This is a genomic window from Massilia rhizosphaerae, assembly GCF_016093545.1.
Classification (GTDB): Bacteria; Pseudomonadota; Gammaproteobacteria; order Burkholderiales; family Burkholderiaceae_D; genus Telluria; species Telluria rhizosphaerae.
The window spans coordinates 73,862-93,376 of the sequence record NZ_JADKYX010000011.1 but is presented as its reverse complement, the minus strand read 5'-3'; the positions used below and the strand labels follow the sequence as shown (position 1 = coordinate 93,376).

19 protein-coding genes and 1 riboswitch are annotated in these 19,515 nt (G+C 67.5%); of the genes, 11 read left to right on the top strand and 8 right to left on the bottom strand.

Translation table 11 applies throughout. The features are described 5' to 3' along the window. Positions 1-11: 11 nt before the first annotated feature. From ISF28_RS16975 to ylqF, 4 genes are all read left to right on the top strand, one after another. On the top strand, positions 12-887 hold the full coding sequence (locus ISF28_RS16975) for a hypothetical protein (RefSeq protein WP_229519155.1): 876 nt from the start codon (positions 12-14) through the stop codon (positions 885-887). 159 nt (positions 888-1,046) lie between these two features. Continuing rightward, the gene (locus tag ISF28_RS16970; RefSeq protein WP_229519154.1) at positions 1,047-1,913 is read left to right on the top strand and encodes a hypothetical protein; all 867 of its coding nucleotides are present in this window, start codon (positions 1,047-1,049) and stop codon (positions 1,911-1,913) included. Beyond that, positions 1,903-3,186, top strand: a complete 1,284-nt coding sequence (locus ISF28_RS16965) for a choice-of-anchor X domain-containing protein (RefSeq protein WP_198118354.1) — start codon at positions 1,903-1,905, stop codon at positions 3,184-3,186. The genes ISF28_RS16970 and ISF28_RS16965 overlap by 11 nt, the downstream gene beginning before the upstream one ends. 68 nt (positions 3,187-3,254) lie before the next feature. Beyond that, positions 3,255-4,202 (top strand): ribosome biogenesis GTPase YlqF, encoded by a 948-nt coding sequence (ylqF, locus tag ISF28_RS16960; RefSeq protein ID WP_198118353.1) that lies wholly within the window; start codon positions 3,255-3,257, stop codon positions 4,200-4,202. Positions 4,203-4,289: 87 nt separating this feature from the next. On the opposite strand, the gene ISF28_RS16955 is transcribed toward ylqF, so the two are convergent. The 6 genes from ISF28_RS16955 to ISF28_RS16930 all read right to left on the bottom strand — a co-directional run bounded on the left by ISF28_RS16955 (position 4,290) and on the right by ISF28_RS16930 (position 9,773). Then, positions 4,290-4,814, bottom strand: a complete 525-nt coding sequence (locus tag ISF28_RS16955; protein WP_198118352.1) for a hypothetical protein — start codon at positions 4,812-4,814, stop codon at positions 4,290-4,292. Positions 4,815-4,866: 52 nt separating this feature from the next. Further along, on the bottom strand, positions 4,867-5,265 hold the full coding sequence (locus ISF28_RS16950) for a hypothetical protein (protein WP_198118351.1): 399 nt from the start codon (positions 5,263-5,265) through the stop codon (positions 4,867-4,869). Between the two features lie 7 nt (positions 5,266-5,272). Beyond that, positions 5,273-5,767: an Hcp family type VI secretion system effector gene (locus ISF28_RS16945; protein ID WP_198118350.1), complete on the bottom strand. Its 495-nt coding sequence runs from the start codon at positions 5,765-5,767 to the stop codon at positions 5,273-5,275. Between the two features lie 75 nt (positions 5,768-5,842). Then, the gene (locus tag ISF28_RS16940; RefSeq protein ID WP_198118349.1) at positions 5,843-6,661 is read right to left on the bottom strand and encodes a DODA-type extradiol aromatic ring-opening family dioxygenase; all 819 of its coding nucleotides are present in this window, start codon (positions 6,659-6,661) and stop codon (positions 5,843-5,845) included. A gap of 71 nt (positions 6,662-6,732) precedes the next feature. Next, positions 6,733-7,650, bottom strand: a complete 918-nt coding sequence (locus ISF28_RS16935) for a hypothetical protein (RefSeq protein WP_198118348.1) — start codon at positions 7,648-7,650, stop codon at positions 6,733-6,735. Beyond that, positions 7,647-9,773: a M1 family metallopeptidase gene (locus ISF28_RS16930; protein ID WP_198118347.1), complete on the bottom strand. Its 2,127-nt coding sequence runs from the start codon at positions 9,771-9,773 to the stop codon at positions 7,647-7,649. The genes ISF28_RS16935 and ISF28_RS16930 overlap by 4 nt, the downstream gene beginning before the upstream one ends. Before the next feature lie 59 nt (positions 9,774-9,832). Beyond that, positions 9,833-10,059, top strand: a riboswitch (cobalamin riboswitch). 71 nt (positions 10,060-10,130) lie between these two features. Here ISF28_RS16930 and ISF28_RS16925 point away from each other — a divergent pair. The 3 genes from ISF28_RS16925 (at position 10,131) to ISF28_RS16915 (ending at position 13,451) form a co-directional block, all read left to right on the top strand. Beyond that, a complete protein-coding gene (locus ISF28_RS16925; protein ID WP_198118346.1) occupies positions 10,131-12,113 on the top strand; it encodes a TonB-dependent receptor in 1,983 nt (660 codons plus the stop codon). Between the two features lie 318 nt (positions 12,114-12,431). Continuing rightward, on the top strand, positions 12,432-13,094 hold the full coding sequence (locus ISF28_RS16920) for a thiol:disulfide interchange protein DsbA/DsbL (protein ID WP_198118345.1): 663 nt from the start codon (positions 12,432-12,434) through the stop codon (positions 13,092-13,094). A gap of 21 nt (positions 13,095-13,115) precedes the next feature. After that, positions 13,116-13,451 carry a hypothetical protein gene (locus ISF28_RS16915; RefSeq protein ID WP_198118344.1) on the top strand — a complete coding sequence of 112 codons (336 nt, stop codon included), beginning with the start codon at positions 13,116-13,118 and terminating at the stop codon, positions 13,449-13,451. A 16-nt stretch (positions 13,452-13,467) separates the two neighbouring features. Here the strand turns inward: ISF28_RS16915 and ISF28_RS16910 are convergent, their stop codons facing one another. Continuing rightward, complete coding sequence (locus tag ISF28_RS16910; protein WP_198118343.1) at positions 13,468-14,784, bottom strand: ATP-binding protein; 1,317 nt, start codon at positions 14,782-14,784, stop codon at positions 13,468-13,470. Between the two features lie 271 nt (positions 14,785-15,055). On the opposite strand from ISF28_RS16910, the gene ISF28_RS16905 reads away from it, so the two are divergent. The 4 genes from ISF28_RS16905 to ISF28_RS16890 all read left to right on the top strand — a co-directional run bounded on the left by ISF28_RS16905 (position 15,056) and on the right by ISF28_RS16890 (position 18,674). Next, positions 15,056-16,288 carry a hypothetical protein gene (locus ISF28_RS16905; protein ID WP_198118342.1) on the top strand — a complete coding sequence of 411 codons (1,233 nt, stop codon included), beginning with the start codon at positions 15,056-15,058 and terminating at the stop codon, positions 16,286-16,288. Between the two features lie 67 nt (positions 16,289-16,355). Further along, positions 16,356-17,216, top strand: coding sequence for a MipA/OmpV family protein (locus tag ISF28_RS16900; protein ID WP_198118341.1), 861 nt, complete (start codon positions 16,356-16,358; stop codon positions 17,214-17,216). Positions 17,217-17,218: 2 nt separating this feature from the next. Beyond that, the gene (locus ISF28_RS16895; RefSeq protein WP_198118340.1) at positions 17,219-17,917 is read left to right on the top strand and encodes a hypothetical protein; all 699 of its coding nucleotides are present in this window, start codon (positions 17,219-17,221) and stop codon (positions 17,915-17,917) included. A gap of 4 nt (positions 17,918-17,921) precedes the next feature. Further along, positions 17,922-18,674 (top strand): SDR family oxidoreductase, encoded by a 753-nt coding sequence (locus tag ISF28_RS16890; RefSeq protein ID WP_198118339.1) that lies wholly within the window; start codon positions 17,922-17,924, stop codon positions 18,672-18,674. A gap of 3 nt (positions 18,675-18,677) precedes the next feature. On the opposite strand, the gene ISF28_RS16885 is transcribed toward ISF28_RS16890, so the two are convergent. Beyond that, positions 18,678-19,364 (bottom strand): response regulator, encoded by a 687-nt coding sequence (locus ISF28_RS16885; protein WP_198118338.1) that lies wholly within the window; start codon positions 19,362-19,364, stop codon positions 18,678-18,680. Positions 19,365-19,515 lie beyond the last annotated feature (151 nt).

Genomic DNA, 19,515 nt, shown 5'->3' with positions numbered 1-19,515 from the left:
GTGGAGGGATGATGAGAACGCTGCGTTTGTTCCTGGGCCTGTGCCTGCTGGCGTTTGCCGGCCTCGCCTCGGCGACCAATTACACCTTGTGGATCAACGGCCGCACGGGCGGTGGCGCGGTCGGCAACTACGCCGATTTTTCCTACTGGGGCCCGGCCACGATGGACGCGGGCGTCAACAAAAAGGCCGTCAACTGGGACGGCCGCAGCAGCATCGCGTCCCAGAGCGGCCGCATCCGCGACGCGCTCGACTGCTTCTGCACGGGGGCCAACTGGTGCTACATCGCAACGCACAGCGCGGGCGACCTCATCATCGGCTACACCTTGGCCAACTACGGCGGCTCGACGCGCCTGAAGAAAAACGCGGCGCCGGACGCGGCCGGCGTCTGCGGCAACAAGGACGGGACGGGGCAGACAGGCTGGAACATCAAGTGGATCGCGTCGGCGGCCGGTTCGGGCGGCGGTTCCGAACTGGCGGGCATCGGCTCCTGGGTCACGTCGGAACCCCTCGTGCAGGATCTGCGCGTCGCCACCGCGCGCGCGATGTACAACCACAACGCCACGCGCGGCATCTGGTTCTGGATGTACGCCGGCGCCGACGGCGGCCTGACGTCGGTCCTGCTGCCGGGCCAGGACGACGGCGTCGAGGCCTATCACAGCGCGGGCGCCGTGTCGGGCTCGTCGGGCGGGTCGTATTGCAATCCGCACGACTGGTTCTGCCACCAACTGACCCTGGGACCGGGGCCGAACGGCGGCGGCCGCGCCAAGTGGGCGAACCACTGGGTCGCGTTCCGCGACGACGGCGAAAACTACCATCACTACACGGACGGGCATTGGGGCGGCATCGTCGCCGTCATGCGCGCCGCCGTCGCCGCGAACGCCCGCTGACGGATGGCTTCATCCGGATCGGATAAGTGTGGAATCACGAGCCATCCATCTGGCTCGCACGGCAATTGACAGCCATGGGAACCCTCTCTACAGTCGACTCGGCCGTAAGCCACGGCGACACCATCCAACGACGAGAATGGAGGAGAGGAGATGACACTGATGCGCTGGCTGATTGCGCTGTGCCTGCTCGGAATCACGGGGCTGGCATCGGCGACGAACTACACGCTGTGGATCAACGGCCGCACGGGCGGCGGCACGATCGGCGACTACAACAGCTTCACGTACTGGGGCCCGTCCTCCACGGCGGCGGGCGTCAACAAGAAGGCCGTCAACTGGGACGGCTACAACAGCATTTCATCGCAGAGTTACCACATCCGCGACGCCCTCGATTGCTTCTGCACCGGCAGCAACTGGTGCTATATCGCGACCCACAGCGCGGGCGACCTGATGCTGGGCTATACGCTCGCCAACTATGGTGGCTCGACGCGCATGAAGAAGAACGCGGCGCCGAACTCGTCGGGCGTATGCGGCAACAGCGACGGCTCGTCGCAGACCGGCTGGAACATCAAATGGGTGCGTACCGCATCCGGCGCCGCCGGCGGCTCCGAGCTGGCCGACTACGGCTCGTGGGCCGTCTCCGACCCGCTGACGCAAGACCTCAAGACGACGACGGCGCGCGCCATGTACAACCATAACGACACGCGCGGCATCTGGTTCTACATGTACGCGGGCGCCAAGGGCACGCTCTATTCCGGCATCCTGCCGGGCCAGGACGACGAGGCCGTCGCCTACCACAGCTCGGGCGGCGTGTCCGGCAGTTCCGGCGGCTCGTACTGCAACCCCAGCGACTGGTTCTGCAACGACCTGACGCTCGGCACGGCCGCCAACGAGGGCGGCAGGGCGAAGTGGAGCTATCATTCCGTCTCCTTCCGCGACGACGGCGAAGCCTACAACCATTACACGAACGGTAATTGGCAGGGCATCGTGTCCGTCGTCCGCAGTGCAATGGTGAACAGTGCCCTCTAGCCGACACGGTAACGACAAGCCGCCGCGCCACCCGTCCGGGCCGCCGCGGCCGCGCCTGCGCCGGTTGGTGCTGGCGTCGGCCGCCGTCGTGGTCCTGGTCGTGCTCGCGTGGAGCGCCATGGACCACGACGGCGCAGCACCGGTCGCCGCGGCCGCGCGGGCGCCGGCGCCGCGCGGGCCGCAGTTTTTCGGCCAGGTCCAGGCCGAGGGCCTGCCGCTGCCGGACGACCGCGCGAGCCGGCGCCGCCAGCTGGTCGAGAATGTGCAACTGGCCGACCACACCTATTGCAGCTATCGCGCATCCACCCAGTATCCGGCCGGCTCGCGCCCGATGACGGACAATCCCGACCAGAACCGCCCGAACGATCCCGTCGCCTCGATGAACCCGATGCGCCTGGACGGCGGCGGCAGCGAGGGCCGCGTGCAACTGCAGACGTCGCAGTCGCGGGTGTACATGGCGTCCGGAGAGGCGGTGGCGTTTTCGCTGCGCGCCGTCGACGCGGAGGGCAAGACGCTGCCGCTCGTGATCACGCGCGCGCTGGCGCAAGGCATCACGTATCGCGGCGCGCGCCAGACGCCGCAAGTGAGCATCCCGTTCGTCGACGATGGCACGGGCGCCGATCCGGTGCCCAACGACGGCGCCTTCGCCGGCGTGCTGGCGCCCGCGCAGACGGGTCTCGCCTCGTTCAACGGCACCATCCGCACCGAAGTCCGCTACAACGTGGGCGGCAAGAGCGGCGTCGTCCAGTTCGACGTCATCTATACGCCCGAGCTGCCGGCCGTGTGGGCGGGCGCGCCGCGCGAAGCCGTCGAGGAGGGCTCGCTCGTATTCCACCTGCCGCTCGAGGTGCGCATGCCGGGCCGCTACATCATCAACGGCCGCGTCGACGACGCCCGCGGCCATCCCGTCGCGCTGCTGACCTTCAACGACGTGCTGGGGCCCGGCCCCAACGACGTCAGGCTGACCGTGTTCGGCAAGCTGCTGCGCGACCAGTCGCCGCCGCTGCCCCTCACGCTGCGCGACGTCGACGGCTATTTGCTCAAAGAAAACACCGACCCCGACCGGGCGCTGGTGCCGCGCCTGCAGGGCAAGGTCCTGACGGCCGCGGCGCACTCGCCGAAAAGTTTTTCGGATGCCGAATGGCAGAGCGAGGAACGGTCGCGCTACCTGACCGAATTCGGCAAGGACCTCAGGGAAGCGCGCGCCCGCCTGGCCGCGTTCGACCCGACGTCGCCGCCGCCGCCGAGCGAATGCATGCCGGCAACGCGATAGACGGCGCCGTCAATATCTTGCGACTAGCGTAAAATAGAGGGTTGCACGCAAAATATTGAAGGTTAAGCATGTCGATTCAATGGTTCCCGGGCCACATGGCCGCCGCCCGCAAGCAGGCTGCGGAACAGATGGAAAACACCGATGTGGTTATCGAGGTCCTGGACGCCCGCCTGCCGCAGGCGAGCAGCAACCCGATGGTCGAGGAGTTGCGCAAGTTCCGCAACCGTCCCTGCCTCAAGGTGCTGAACAAGACCGACCTCGCGGACCCGGCCGCCACGGCCGCATGGGCCGCCTGGTATGACGCCCAGGACGGCGTCACGGCCTACCCGATGACGACCAAGAAGCCGTCCGACGTCGCCAGGATCCCGGACCTGTGCAAGGCGCTGGCGCCGCACCGCGGCGTGCCGACGAAGCCGCTGCGCATCATGATCATGGGCATCCCGAACGTGGGCAAGTCCACGTTGATGAACGCGCTGCTCAAGAAGCGCGTGGCCAAGGTGGGCGACGAGCCGGCCGTCACGAAGTCCCAGCAAAAGCTTTACCTGGACAAGTTCACGGTGCTGGTCGACACTCCCGGCATGCTGTGGCCCAAGATCGAGATGGAAAGCGACGGCCTGATGCTGGCGGCCAGCCACGCGATCGGCACGAACGCCGTGATCGAGGAAGAAGTCGCGGAATTCCTCGGCGGCCTGCTGCTGCAGCGCTACCCGCAGTTGCTGACGGAGCGCTACGGCGTCAAGACGGACGGCCTGGACGGCTTCGGCGTCATCGAGGGCGTCGCCCAGCGCCGCGCGTTCCGCGTGCGCGGTGGCGACTACGACTACGAAAAGGCGGCGCACGTGCTGCTGCAGGACTACCGCCAGGGCGCGCTGGGCCGCATCAGCCTGGAAACCCCGCAGACCCGCGCCGAGGCCCTGGAGCGCCACCGCATCGAGATGGAAGAGAAGGCGCGCATCGCGGCCGAGAAGGCGGCGCGCAAGGCGGAAGAGGCGGCGCGCGGGAAGCGCGGTACCTGAGGCGGCACCTGAGGCGGCACCTGAGGCGGCACCTGATCCGCGGCGGTTTGATCAAAGGTCACCGTTCAGATTCGTCACGGCGCCTGTCTACTTCGCAGGTTCGAAGTACGGCTTGAACGCCTCCTGCAGTTCCGGCGAAAGCCGATTGAAGTCGATGCGCTGGGCCTTGATTTCGGCGCGCAGCCGATCGGGGCCGCCGAACGCTTTTACGGTCCTGGCTGCAAAATCGACCGCAAGCGCTTTCAGCATGGGAATCGGTACGTTGCCGTCGTTGTCGGCGTTCGGGTCGCGTACGTCGAAAGTCTCCTCCGCATCGTCGCCACCGCATTTGGTGCCTGTGACGGTATAGACGGCGCCGTTATCCCAATATTCATAAAGTTTCTGGTCGGGATCCTTGTTCAGCCGTTTGGAATAGCCTGTCAGGACGTAATACGTGCTCGCGGCGTCCTTTGCACGCCCAAGGATCCACACGCTGCTTGTGGCGAATTCATCCTCAAGCTGGCCGCACTTTACCCGTATGTCCTCGGGGAACGGTTCGAGGTTGATCCCTTCGAGCGGCAAGCGCAGACCCAGAACGGGAACCGTCAGAAAACGCGGCGGCTTGTTGCTCACCGCAGCTCCTGCTGTTGTACTGATTGCGAACAGGGCGATAGCAGCGATTCTACTAATAGCGGTAAACGGCATATTTTGCCCTCGGTTTTTGATTGCGGTAATCGGGGCCTGCCCAAAAATCACGCTGGTAGAAATCCGATATCCAGTATTTACCGTCATATCCGGCAACATGGCCCGCTTGTTTGCCGCCTTTGTGGGGCTGCATGACCATCACATCGCCGCGGATGAACGGGAAGTGGTCAGGATCATTCACCGTGATTTCGTGAAAGCCGAGCCGTTCCAATGTCAATCCATATTCCTTTCCATAATGCGGCGGCTTGAATTCGTTGAAATGCGCGCCGCCGGCTTGCAGGGCTTTCCTGACATATTCGCCGCATTTCCCTTTTCCGTGGCCGCCCCTGAACGCTTGCTTACCCAGATACGCCACGAATTTGTCGATGTCGACCGCCATGGCAACCTCACGCGACCTTGTTCATCGCCAGGTCCCAGCCGCCCGCCGTGTTGCCCCCGCCGCCCCCACCGATCTTCTGCTGGGTGTATTTCCACTTGATCTTCGAATACTTCAGGTTGACGTTCTCGGTGAGGAAGGACTGGTCCCCACCCATATGCGGCTTGACCATGCCGATGAGGACGTTCTCCAGTTCGACTTCGAAATACTTCACCCGCTCGCCATTGCCATCCGCACGGAAAAACTCGAGCCTGGCTTTGGGGATCGTCTTACCCATCGCGCAAGTCTGGGCAAGGATCGGGCTGGACAGGTCGGCCAGCTTGGAAAATGAAATATCCGACATCTCGACCCGCTCGGCGGTATGGCCGCCGGCGGTCGACGCCGTGGCGCTGCGCGGCTGGTGGATACCCCAGTGCACGCCGGTCAACTCGATCCAGTCTTTATGTTTGTCGTCCTGGGATTCACCCTTGATGCCGTCGATCTGAAGGTACACGTCGATTGCCATTTTGCTCTCTCCAAGATCCTGTTGAACTCAAGAGAGCATTGTCATGCCGGACAAATCTGAAGAGCTTGGTCACCGTCAATCCGCGGCCGCCGCACCGAACCTGAAACTCGACACCGTCAACGCCCCGAAAAAATTCTCCTCGTGGTAGACGCACGCGGCCGGCTCCTGCTCGGCCGCGCCGAGCGCCACCCACAGCGGCACGAGGTGATCCTCTCTCGGATGCGCCATGCGCGCGTACGGCGCCTCGCTCCAATGCATCAGGGCCTGTTCGCGGTCGGCCGGCGCCAGTTCGAGCAGCACGTGCTGCAGCCACGTGTCGAACGCGTTCGATGCCAGCGCGCCGCCGGGGCCGAACTGGCGCAGGTTGTGGAACGACAGGCCGCTGCCGAGGATCAGCACACCCTCGTCGCGCAGCGGCGCCAGCGCGCGGCCGGCGGCCAGGTGGGCGGCGGGGTCGTAATCGCGGCGGATCGACAGCTGCACGACCGGGACGTCGGCCTCGGGATAGATCGGCGCCAGCATCGAGAACGTGCCGTGGTCGAGGCCCCGTTCGGGGTCGAGCCGTGCGGGTTGGCCGGCGTCGTTCAGCAGTTGCGCGACGCGCACCGCCAGCCGCGCCTCGCCCGGCGCCGGATAGCGGATTTGATAGGTGTGCGGCGGGAAGCCGCCGTAGTCGTAGATCATGCCCGGGGCCGCGCTCGACGATACGCTGAAGCCTTCGGTCTCCCAGTGGCTCGTCACGACGAGCACGGCTTGTGGACGTACGCCGATCTGGCGCCTGACGTCGACGAGCGACGCTTCCAGCTCGGCATAGGCGGCGCCGTACTGGTCCTTCATCCACGGCCACGGGCCGCCTCCGTGCGAGACGAAATAAGTGGGCAGGCGGGTCGGCATGGCGGCTCCTTCGGACGGTTCGGAATGGAACGTGCATGGTAGCCGATCCGCGCCGGCCGCGTGGGAGCGGGTCAGCGCACGAGCGCCGCCAGTGCGAACAAGCGCGCGCCGCGCATCCACCCGAGCACGAGCACGACGAGCTGGGCCAGCGCGACGGCGGCAATCGTGCCGGCCGGCCCGAGCGCCGGCACGCGCGTGCGCGCGAACGCGAGCAGGGCGGCCAGCGCGAGCCCGATGGCCGTGACCGCGAGATACGCGCCCAGCAGCGCCAGCGGCCGCCGCATCAGGAGGTCGCAGCCGTGCAGCCACGCCGCGACGGCGGACGTGCGGCGGCGGTCGGCGGCCAGCACGGCGCGGCCGACGTCGACCGTCGCGTGGGCCAGCAGGAGCAGCACGGTCGTGGCCAGCAGCGCCAGGTGCGCGGCGCGCTCGGCGTCGGCCTGCAGCAGCGCCGTCTCGGCCGCCTCGCCCGCCAGCCGGTACGCGCCCGCGCCCAGCACCACGGCGCCGCCCAGCGGGACGGCGGCCCACACGAGCATGCGCGCGAGCCGCGGATACGCCTGCGCGCCGACGGCCAGCAGGGCGCCCATGCCGAGGGGCTGCGGTGCGCGCGCGGCGGCGACGGCCATGCCGGACAACAGCGGCGACAGCAGCAACGTCAGCGCCGTCGCGACGAGGCCGCCCGCGCTCAGCGCAGATGCATCGTGCTCGCGCGCGGCGCCCACGAGGTCGGCGAACGCGATCATGTCGAGGCGCTCGGCGAGGCGGGCCGCGTACACGGAATGATCGAGGCCGGCGGACAGCAGCCGCCACACCGGCAGCGCGGCGACGACGGTCGGCAGCAGCAGGAGCAGCGCCCACCACAGCAGCAGCCACCATTGCAGCGCCCCCCGCGCCGCATGCAGCGCCGCGCCCACGCCGCCGGGGCGGGACGCGCCCGCGTCGTGCGTGGATGGGGCAGGAGAGATCAGGGTCGGTTCGGTCGTCATAAGGTCGCGATCAGGGACAGCAGGTATTCGACGACGGCCGCGAACTCCAGGCCCCAGCGGCGCGACGCGCGCGCATCCGGTTCGAGCGTGCGGCTGTCATCGAGCTTGCTGACGTCGAGGTAGTGCAGGCGCTGAGGATCCAGTTCGGCCGACACGGCCCGTGCGGGCTTCGTCCACACGAACTTGTGCCAGCGTTCGTCGGCGTCCCAATGCGCGGTCGCGCTGCTGCCGTCGGCGAATTTTACGAGGAGCGTCTGCGGGACCGGCGCGCCCAGGCGGCGGACCGTCACCTCGGTGCGGTACGGGTAGGGGCCGACGCCGTCCGGTGCGTGCGGATGCGTCCTGCGCCATTGCGCGCGGGCGTCGTCGATGCGCTTGCCGACGTCGGCCCGCCTGTCGTGCAGGCCGGGGAGGGGCAGTTGTTCGGTGCTGGTCAGATCCGCGATGCGGTCGTCGATGGGCTCGGCCGCGTAGACCTGGCGCGCGAAGACGTCGTCGATGACGGCGCGCTGGCCCGTCACGTCGGCCAGCGTTTCGCGCAGGTCGGCGATGCTCGGGTGGCGGAACTTCCAGCGCCGGTAGTATTCCTTGAACGCGCGCTCCATCGGCGCGCGGCCGATGCGCGCTTCCAGGTCGCGCATCAAGGTCGCGGTGCGCGTGTAGACGGGGCCGATGTCCTGCAGGCGGTGCCACGCATTGGCGCCGGGCGGGTCGGCCGGGTCGATGCGCGGCGTGGCCGTGCGCTCGGCGTCGAACGTGGGGTAGCCGGGCGCGAAGCCGAGCCGGCGCAGCAGCGGCGTCGAGATGAACGCCAGCCGGCCCTCGTCGCGCATCATGCGGTTGTCCCAATATTCGTCGAGGCCCTCGTCCAGCATCGGTTCCTCGAATTCGTTCGATGCGAGCATGCCGTAGAAATAGCCGTGGCCGAATTCGTGGATCGTGACGAAGTCCAGCGCGAACTGGCTCGTCGTGCGCGGTTCGACGGTTGCATAGGCATCGATCGTGAAGAACGTCGGGTATTCCATGCCGCCCGCTTCCGCCGCGTTGTAGGGCGGGATCACGATGGTGACCGTCTTGTACGGGTAGGGTCCCAGCGTGTTCGAAAAATAGGTCAGCGCCGCCTTCGCCGCCTTCAGCGCGGGCGCCGCGCTGGCGGCGAATTCGGGCGGGTACAGCACGGTCACCGTCACGGGCGGGCTGCCCGGGCCGGACCAGGTGCCGACGAGCGGCCGCGCGGTTTGGCTGTCGGCCGTCCAGGCGAAGTCGTGGACGTCGTCCTGCGCGAAGTGCCAGGTGCGCATGCCGTCCTTGTCGGCGGGGGCGCCCTGCGGCTCACCCGTCGCGCCCACGGTGTAGCCGCGCGGGACGGTGAGCTTGACGTCGTAGCTGCCGAAGTCCGCATAGAACTCGGAATTCATGTGGAACTCGTGCACGTTCCAGCGCGGCGCCAGCGCTCCGCGCTCGCCCGGCAGTTCGAGCACGCCGATCTTGGGGAACCACTGGGCGACGAGGTGGAACGTGCCGAAATATCCGGTGCGCGCGACGACTCGCGGCAGCTGCGTGACGAAGTCGATGTCGAGCGTGGTCGATGCGCCCGGCGCCACGGCCTGCGGCAGGTCGAAGCGCACGACCGTGTGGTCCGTCGCCGGGCCGTCGTCGGGATGGACGAAGGTCCACGGCACGGTCGCCCCGGCTTGCGCGACGCGGCGCAGGTCGATGTGGCCCCATGCGTCCTTGATGTCGGTGCCGGCGCGCGGCGAGCCGTCGCGCGCGCGCCGCTCCGTGAAGAACGTGCTGCCCGCGCTCTCGAACGCGTTCATGTACAGGTGCAGGTAGACGCTCCGGACGGCGACCTTGCTGCGGTTGCGCCACGTGAGGCGTTCGCGGCCGGCGACCGTGTGCTTGTGCGGATCGAGCGTCGCCGCGATGTCGTAGCGGACGACGCGGTCCGACAAGGTCGGCTCGCGGCCCGTGCGCTGGCCGCCCCAGGCATCCGGGCTGCTGGGCACGCGCACGGCGGCGGCATCGGGCGCGGCGAGGGCGATGCCGTCGGACGCCGGCGCGGCGCGCACCGTCCCCGCCAGCAGCAGGGCGACGGCCATGACAGTGAAATGCGGATGCATGCGGGACCTTGATCTGGTTCGTGCGTTCACTATATTTGGCGCGGCACCGCCTTGGCAAGGTTATAATCCCGGGGTTTGGTGCCCGCATGCGCGTCTGCGCATGCAGTTAAACGGGAAACACGAAGCGGCGCCGCCTCCGGCGGTACGCCAACGTGTGCTGCCCCCGCAACGGTAAACAAGCGTCGCCGCATCGGCGACAGGCCGCCCCGACAACCACTGTGCTCGCATAGGAAGGTGGGACGGTCCGTCTTGGAGCCCGGAGACCGGCCAGACAGGGGAAGCCGGCGTCGCGCCGCGCTTTTTATGTACGCCGGCGTGCGGGGACGCTTGCCGGCCAACTCTACGATTGAACATCCAATGTATTCTGCCGCCTCCACCCGCGGCGCGCCGGCCGTCAAGCCGATCGCGCTGGCCTGCGCCGTATCCCTGTCCCTGTTCGCCGGCGCCGCGTGCGCCCAGGACGACATCCCGTCCACCGTCGTCATCACCGGTTCCCGTTTCCCCAGCGTGGCGAGCCTGCGCCCGATCGGCGCCACCGTCATCACCCAGGACGACATCCGCCGGGCGGGCGTCAACGACGTGAACGGCGCGATCCGCAAGATCGGCGGCGTGTTCGGCCGCCAGAGCCTGGACTCGTCGCCCGACTTCGCGCTCGACCTGCGCGGCTTCGGCACCAACAGCGCGCAGAACATGGTGATCATGGTCGACGGCGTGCGCCTGAACGAGAACGAGCTGGCGAATACCGTGCTGTCGACGATCCCGATTGACACCGTCGAGCGCATCGAGATCACCCGCGGCGGCGCCAGCGTGCTGTATGGCGAAGGCGCGACCGGCGGCGTCATCCAGATCACCACGCGCCGCGCGGTCGCGGGCGGCACGCACGGTTCCGTGTTTGCGGAAGGCGGTTCGTTCCACGAGCACGACGTGCGCGCGTCGCTGTCGCAGACGGCGGGCAGCGTGAGCGCCGACATCGCCGTGGCGCGCCAGGGCAGCCAGAACTATCGCCGCAACAGCGGCTTCGACCAGACGACCGCGTCCCTTAATCTGCAGACGCGCTTCACGGGCGGCCGTGCAGGCATCCACCTCGAGAGCGCGCGCCAGGAGACGCGCCTGCCCGGCGCGGTGACGCTGGCGCAGTTCGAGGCCGACCCGCGCGTGGCCTCGACGCCGAACGACTTCGGTTCGCTGAACACGGACCGCGCGAACGCCTTCGCCGAATACCGCCTGGGCGCCGTCGACCTGGCCGCGGACCTGTCGCATCGCGAACGCAATCTGCGCTCGAATTATCTGTCCTTCGGCTCGACCAATGCGTACGACGGCCGCCAGGACCAGTTCTCGCCGCGCGCGCGCTGGCTCGCCAACGTGGGCGGCATGCTCAACGAACTGGTGGGCGGCCTGGACGTCACGCGCTGGAAGCGCAAGACGACGGCGCCGTACTCGAACGCCGACGCGAGCCAGTCGTCGCAAGCCGTGTACGTGCGCGACGAGTTGCGCTTCGATCCGGCGCACGACGGCCGCATCGCCCTCGGTGCGCGTCACGAGAACTTCGACAAGGAGGTCGTGGATGTCCTGGGCGGCGTCGCGCCGGAAGACCGCTCGCAGTCGCAGAACGCGTGGGAAGCGCAGGCCAGCTACCGCGTCCATCCGCTCGTCGAGGTGTATGCCAAGACGGGGCAAAGCTACCGCGTGGCGAATGTCGACGAGAACGGCTACCGTTCCAGCGTCGACATCCTGAAGGCGCAGACGTCGCACGACCTGGAATTCGGCACGACCTTGCGGCACGCGCCGGGCGACGACAGCCGCACGCTGACGGCGCGCCTGTTCCGTCACCGCTTGCACAACGAGATATTCTTCGACCCGACCGCGAACGGCGGCTGGGGCGCGAACACGAACCTGGACCCGACGGAGCGCAAGGGCTTCGAGATCGACGCCGAGGCGCTGCTGGCCGCCGGCTGGCGCGCATCCGCGCACGCGCAGCACGTGCTGGCCCGCTTCACGGACGGCCCGAACGGCGGCCGCGAACTGGTGCTGGTGCCGAAGAACGTCGTGACCGCGCGCCTGGCCTGGGTGCCGGGCAACGGCCAATCGGCCGACGTGGGCGCGCAATGGGTCGACAGCCAGCGCTACGGCAGCGATTTCAGCAACGGCTGCGCCGCGCGCATCCCGTCGTACACGACGCTCGACGCGCGCTACGCCATCAAGCTGGGCCCGTGGGAAGTCGCCGCGACGGGCCTGAACCTGGCGGACCGCCGCTACTTCAGCAACGCGTTCGGCTGCAAGTCCGGCATCTACCCGAGCGACGGGCGCCAGCTGAAACTGTCGGCCCGCTACGACTTCTAAAAATTCGGGGTCAGAGCATTTTTTGTCGTGAATTCGGGGTCAGAGCGATTTTCGGCTCGTGCGGACTGGTCGCGTTTTATGCGCCAGCCCGGACTGCATTCCTCAGGTCCGGCATCGGCGGCTGCGGCAAATGCGGCTTTCATTGCTTGCAGGTCTGTGCCCGGAAATGTGCTCTGACCCCGAAGTCATGCTCTGACCCCGAATTTCGGTGTTGGTTACGATGGTAACCAAATGCAATAAATAAGGGAGGGCCAAGGCCGGGGGGAGAAAAAGTGGTAATCTCGCGGACGTTCGCTTAACCAATCTAGAAGGAAGACTATGCGTTCCCTGCGTTTCGCCCTGCTCGCTACCGTGCTCGCCGCGAGCACCGCTTTCGCTTCGCCGACCGATCCCAAGAACGGCGTCGAATACGTGACGCTCGCCCAGCCGCAGCCGGTGCAGACGACGGGCAAGAAGGTCGAGGTGATCGAGTTCTTCATGTACCACTGCCCGCACTGCAACGCGTTCGAACCGCAGCTCGAGCAGTGGGTCAAGAAGCAGGGCGGCAATATCCAGTTCAAGCGCATCCACCTGCCGTTCTCCGGCCCCAACGATCCGGAAGCGCACCTGTACCTGACGCTGGAAGCGATGGGCAAGGCCGAGGAATTCCAGCCCAAGGTGTTCAAGGCCTGGCACGTCGACCACCTGCGTTTGAATACGGACGCCGCGATCCTCGACTGGGTGGCCAAGAACGGCATCGACCGCAACAAGTTCCAGAACGTGTGGAGTTCGTTCGGCGTGATCACCAAGCTGCACCGCCTGCCGCAGATCGCGGCCGACTACAAGGTCGACGGCGTGCCGACCATCATCGTCGACGGCAAGTACCAGACGGCGCCTTCGATCGTCTACAATTCGATCAAGAGCAGCAGCGAGCCGGTCCTGTTCCAGGCCACGCTGCAGGTGATGGACGCGCTGGTCGCGAAGGCGGCCAAGTCGAAATAAGCAAGGTAGAGAATCAGCGCAATGAGTGATGTCGAAGGCAAGATCCTGAAGATTTATGACAAGTCCGCGCCGGACGAGGAGCACCTGTTCGACTCGAGCAACTGGAACCACGTGGCCTGGTGCCTCGTGGTCGTGCTCGCGGGCCTCGTCTTCTGGCTCGCCATTGCGCTGGTCAATGCGGAAAACCAGCGCAACGCGCTGATGACCAAACAGTGCGAAGATCCCGTCTTCAAGGGCGAGATCGACCGCCAATGCCTGTTGACCGTGCATTCGCGCGAGCACTGGTGGCAGCACCTGTGGTACGGGATGCGCCACGTGAAGCCGGAAGCCCCGGAGCCGGTCGCACCCCGCCGCTAGACCGGCATCAGGACGCTCAGGACGGCAACACGCCGTCCGGCATGCTGATCACGAAGCGCGCGCCGCCCAGCGCCGACTGTTCGACCCTCAGCTGGCCGCCGTGCAGCGCAATCGCCTTGTGCGCGATCGACAGGCCGAGGCCGAAGCCGCCGGTGGCGCGGTCGCGGCTGCGGTCGAGGCGGTAGAACGGCTCGAAGATGCGTTCCCGTTCCTCCTCGGGGATGCCGGGGCCGTCGTCCTCGATGGCGATCTCGATGCGCGCATCCTCGCGGCGCACGCGCAGCGCCACCTCGTGCGCCGCGTATTTCTGTGCGTTCCGGAGCAGGTTGCCGATGGCGCGGCCCAGCAGGCGCCGGTCGCCGTCGACGCTGCCCAGCCGCTCGCCCAGCTCCACGTGCAGGCGCTGCGGACGCGGATGCAGGCCGTCCGTGCATTCGCGCAGCAAGGGTTCCAGTTCGAACAGCGCGCGCTGCGGCCCCTGGGCATTGTCCAGCTTGCTCATCGACAGCAGCTCGTTGACGAGTTCATTCAACTCGGCCACATCGCCTTCCATCGCCGCGATGCGCTTGGCGAGCGCGGGATCGGGCGCGCGCGCATGCAGCAGTTCCAGCGCGAATTCCAGCCGCGCGATTGGCGTGCGCAATTCGTGCGAGACGGAATGCAGCAGGTTCTTCTGGGCCTCCAGCAGGCCCTGGATGCGCTCGGCCATCGCATTGATGCGTGCGGCCAGCGGATAGACGGCGTCGGCCGGCTTCAGGTGCGCCCGTGCCGACAACTGTCCGGCCCCGAATTCGTCCGCCACGCGCGACAGCGTCTGCAACGCCTGCCAGTGCGACCGCGACCATAGCGCGATGGGCACGAGCAGCGCCAGCGCCACGACGACGTAGCGCACCACTTCCATCGCGAGGGCCTGGCCGAGGTCGATCGGCAGGTTGTCGGCCCGGATGACGTCCTCGTCGCTGCCGATGTAGCGCTCGCCCTTGAGGTCGACGCGCCGGAAGAACGCCTTGTGCTGCGGATCCAGCACGATCTCGCCCCGCTCCAGCGCCGCGTGCTGGCGGTCGGGCAGGGCGGCGCGCGCCTGGTCCAGCGGGATCAGGTCGAAATGGACTTCGGACACTTCGCGCACCTTGTTCAGGCGCGCCAGCCACTCGTCGGCCGGGGCGCGGTCGACGTATTGTTCGAGCAGGAAGATCTGGGCCGACGCCTGGCGCCGCGCGATATCGTCGAGCGGATCGCCGAACAGGCGGGCGAAGACGAAATAGATCACGAACGTCGCGGCCGTGATCGACAACATCACGAGTACGAAGAAGCGGAAGAACAGGCGATTCACGCCATCATCCTCCGCGCGTGGCAGCTGTCCGGGGCGGTTTTTGTCTTGCACATATCGAAATTGTATAGGAGCAATGGTCTGTAAAACCATTATTTACAAATTGCAGACAAATGCCCGACAGTCCGCGGATGAAGTTCTCCGGGCGCACCGGTACGATTCCAATCACCGGTTTTCCGTTTGGCCCGCATGGTGCGCGAGATCAGGCGGGCCTTTTTTTGTTTGGGATGCGTGCCGGGCACACGGCGCCATCATAATTCTGGAGAGAGGAAGAATGCGTATATTGGGACGCGTGATGCCGCTGCTGGCCGCCCTTGCGGCCGGGGCGGTCTTGTCCGCCTGCGGCGGGGGAAGCACGATGCACGACCAGCAAGCCACCCCGGGGATCGCCGTCGGCGAGCCGAACCCGTCCGGCCTGGCGACGGCGCCTTTCATCGAGATGGCGCGCACGTCGGGCTGCAGCGAAACGAAGAATCGCCTGTTCGTCATCGACGGCAAGCAAGTGTTCTGGGACCATGCCGGCCGCTGCGCCGACGCGTCCTTCGAGCAAGTGCTGTTCGGCAGCAAGCCGGAGACCCGGCTGTGCTCGTACGCCGACTCGATCGCGGGACCGAAAACGATGTGCCAGGACGAGAGTGCCCGCGCGCTGTTCGACACCATCGTCAAGAATGCCGACCGGCCCGACCTGGGCCTGGGGGGCGACCACAAGGTCGAGCAACTCGCCTTCCTGCCGCCGGCCGGCACGACCGTCGCGTACGAAACGGTGGCGCGCGACGACCTGTCGGGCGTGACGGTGCGCGAGAACGCCGTCGTCCGCGACCAGGCCGCATGGGACACGCTGTGGCGCCGCCACGCGGCCGTCCGCACCCCGGCGCCCGCGCAGCCGAAAGTCGATTTCACGCGCAAGATGCTCGTCGCCGTGTTCGCGGGCGAGGTCCCCGACAGCTGCCACGGCATCGCCGTCGCCCGCGTGGCGGCCGGCGCCAGCAAGCTGAACGTCGAGGTCGCCGAGCGCGACACGTCGGCGCAGGGACCCTGCCTGTCCGTCGTGACCCATCCGATGCAGGTCGTGGCCGTCGACCGCACGGATGCGGACGTCGACGTCGCCACGGCGGCCGCCGCGGACGTCCCGTTCCGGACGGCGGACGCGACGAGCATGTCGGCCATCCACGAGGCGCGCACGGTCGTCGTCAAGGATGCGGCCGCGTGGGCCCGCCTGTGGAAAGAACACGCGCCGGATCGCGCGTTGCCGGCCGTCGACTTCGCGACGGACATGGTCGTCGGCGTGTTCATGGGGAGCGGCGCCAACAGCTGCTACACGACGTCCATCGACGGCGTCGCGCGCACCGCAGACAAGCTCATCGTGCACGAACTGCGGACCGTGCCCGGACCGGACATCGTCTGCGCGATGCACGTGACGACGCCCGCCCACCTCGTCGCGATCCCGCGCAGCGACCTGCCGGTGGAATTCGCGGCGGAAGTGGCGACCAGGCAGGCGACACGGTAGAAAGGATATGGGAGGACGGAAGACAAAGCCGTAGAATGTTGTCTTCCCGAATCTTCCACCCCTGAACATGAACAAGCTTCTCTTCCTCTCGCTCTGCGCGGCCTGCGGCACGACGTGGGCCCAGACGCCGGCGACCAACCCCATGCCCGATGGTAGCCGCGACATGTACGTCGGCCTGGGTGTGCAGTCGGCGCCGCGCTGGGAGGGGGCGGGAAGCCGCAAGGGTTCGGCGTTGCCGGTGCTCCAGGTGCAATGGAGCAACGGCGTGTTTATTTCCGGCATGAGCGCAGGCATGCATCTGTCGGACGATCCGACGTTCGAATACGGCCCGCTGCTGGCCGTGCAGCCGGGGCGCGACCGGACGGGAACCGGACAATCCGCCGACGGCGTGGGCAGCGTGGGCTCGACCCTGATCGGCCCGGTCCCCGAACCGCTCGTGAGGCACGACCTGCGCGGCACCGACCTGGACGGCATGGACAAGATCGGCGCGCGCCTCTCGGGCGGCGTGTTCGCGAATTATTACCTGACGCCGCAATGGCGCGTGACGAGCAGCGTGCTGTACGGCGCCGGCAACGACCACGACGGCGCCCGCCTGGACCTGGGCGTGCAACGCCTCGCCCTCGACCTGGGCGCGCGGCACCACGTGTCGCTGTCGGGCGGCGTCACGGTCGTGAACCGCAACTACAACCGCACGTATTTCGGCGTCACGCTGGCGGAGGTGTCGTGCAGCCGGTTTTCGTATTACCAGCCCGGCGGCGGCCTGGAGGATGCGCACGTCGGCGTGCGCTGGAACTGGACCTGGTCGCCCTCGTGGATGCTGACGTCCGACCTGCAGGCCCGGCGCCTGCTGGGCAGCGCCGCACACAGCCCGATCGTCGAGCGGCCCACCAACTTGACGGTCTCGACCGCCATCGCCTACCGGTTCTGACGATGCGCGCATCCCGCCCACTCATCGCCGTCTTCGCCACGCTGCTCGGGGCCGCGCCGGCCGTCGCGCACGCGCAGGCGGGCGAATGGGTGAGCTACCGGGACGCGTACCGGGCCATGGTCCAGTTCGAGAAATACGGCGGGCCGAAGAACCTGCTGCAGAGCCACCTGCAGGTGCAGTCGCGCGACCATGCGGGCCTGGGCGAGGGCGCCCAGCTCACGTTGACGGGCAAGACGACCCAGCTGAACCTGCCGCTGGACGCCCTCGGCCGCACCGTGTTCCCGCTGCAGAAGGCGGCCTATGACGAGAACGCGGTCCTCATGCTGAACCGCAAGGGCATGCCGTTCGTGCTGCGCCCGCAAGTGACCATTGCGCCGCGCGCCGACGGCGAATACGACGCCGCGACCTTGCGCACGGCCTGCGCCCAGGCGCTCGGCTTCGTGCGCTATGTCGACGCGTCGCAGCGCGCGCGCCAGTGCGCGGGCGTGCGCTTCGTGTTCCCGAAAAAGGACTCGGCCGGCGCCCGCCTGCGCCGCGCGGACGGCGGCGAGCAGGCGCTGCCGTTGACGTCCGGCGCCGCCTTCGCGGGCGACCCCGACGAAGGCTTCCCCATCGTGACCTGGCGCTTCGGCACGAGCCCGGAACGGGCCCGGGTCGTCACCTACGACGCGCCGCTGGCGATCGTGCCCATCTTCGAATAAGCCCATGCAGGACAACAAGACCCTCCTCGTCACGGGCGCCAGCCGCGGCATCGGCGCCGCCTGCGCGTTGCTGGCCGCGCGGCGCGGCTACACGGTCTGCGTGAATTACCGCGACAACGCGGACGCGGCCGCCGGCGTCGTGCGCGCCATCGAGGCCGCCGGCGGCCGCGCCTTCGCCGTCGCGGCCGACGTGGCGGACGAGGCGGCCGTCCTGCGCCTGTTCGCGGCGATCGACGCGCGCCGCGGCCGGCTCGACGCCCTCGTCAACAATGCCGGCATCCTCGCGCGCCAGACGCGCGTGGAAGACATGGACGCCGCCCGCATCGAGCGCATCCTCGCGACCAACGTCACGGGCAGCTTCCTGTGCGCGCGCGAAGCCGTGCGGCGCATGTCGACCCGGCGGGGCGGGCGCGGCGGCGCCATCGTGAACGTGTCGTCGCGCGCCGCCGTGCTCGGGTCGGCCAACGAATACGTGGACTATGCGGCGTCGAAGGCCGCGGTGGATGCGCTGACGATCGGCCTGGCCAAGGAAGTGGCGGGCGAGGGCATCCGCGTGAACGGCGTGCGGCCGGGCCTGATCGACACGGACATGCACGCCAGCGGCGGCGAGCCGGGCCGCATCCGGCGCCTGCAGGCGTCCGTGCCGATGGCGCGCGGCGGCACGGCGGAGGAAGTCGCGGCCGCCGTGCTGTGGCTGCTGTCCGACGAGGCGTCGTATGCGACGGGCACGTTCATCGACGTGTCCGGCGGACGCTGAACGTCAATTCCAGGCCGACGGCGAGAACAGATAACCTTCACCCCACACGGTCTTGATCTTTTCCGACAGGTTGTCGTCGAACTTGCGGCGCAGCTTGGAGATGCAGTTGTCGATGCTGCGGTCGAGGCCGTCGAATTCGATGCCGCGCATTTTCTTGAGCAGCTCGTCGCGCGACAGCACGCGCCCGGCCGCCTCGGCCAGCACGAGCAGCAGCTTGTATTCGGTATTGCTGAGGATGCACGGCTGGCCGCGCCACGTCACGCTGCGGTCGCTCGTCATGATGCGCAGCGCGCCGAACTCGAGCACGCGGGAATCGGTCGCCGTCTTCGTCTGCGTGCGGCGCAGCAGGGCGCGCAGGCGCGCCAGCAGCACGCGCGGCTGCACGGGCTTGTTGACGAAGTCGTCCGCGCCTTGCTCCAGGCCCGACACCTCGTCGTAGGTGTCTTCGCGCGCCGTGAGGATCAGGATCGGCACGTCGGACACGTCGCGGATCTGGCGGCACACGACCATGCCGTCCATGCCGGGCAGCATGAGGTCGAGCACGACGATGTCCGGCGCGGCCGTCTTGAAGTGGTCCAGCGCGGCGTCGCCCCGCGTCACGAGGTCGACCGCGAATTCATAGCTGGACAGGTATTCCGTCACCAGTTCCGCGAGGCGCGGATCGTCTTCCACCAACAGTACGCGATACATGATGTTCTCCTTGACCCGGCATTTTATAAGACCGGGAAACATTCGCGCATGTTCGATGGGTAAGCATGACAAATTCGTACAGTTTCGCGACAAATCTCGCTCGGTAGAAATCGCAATGATGCCTGGTGGAAAATATTGAGCCTAGGTAACA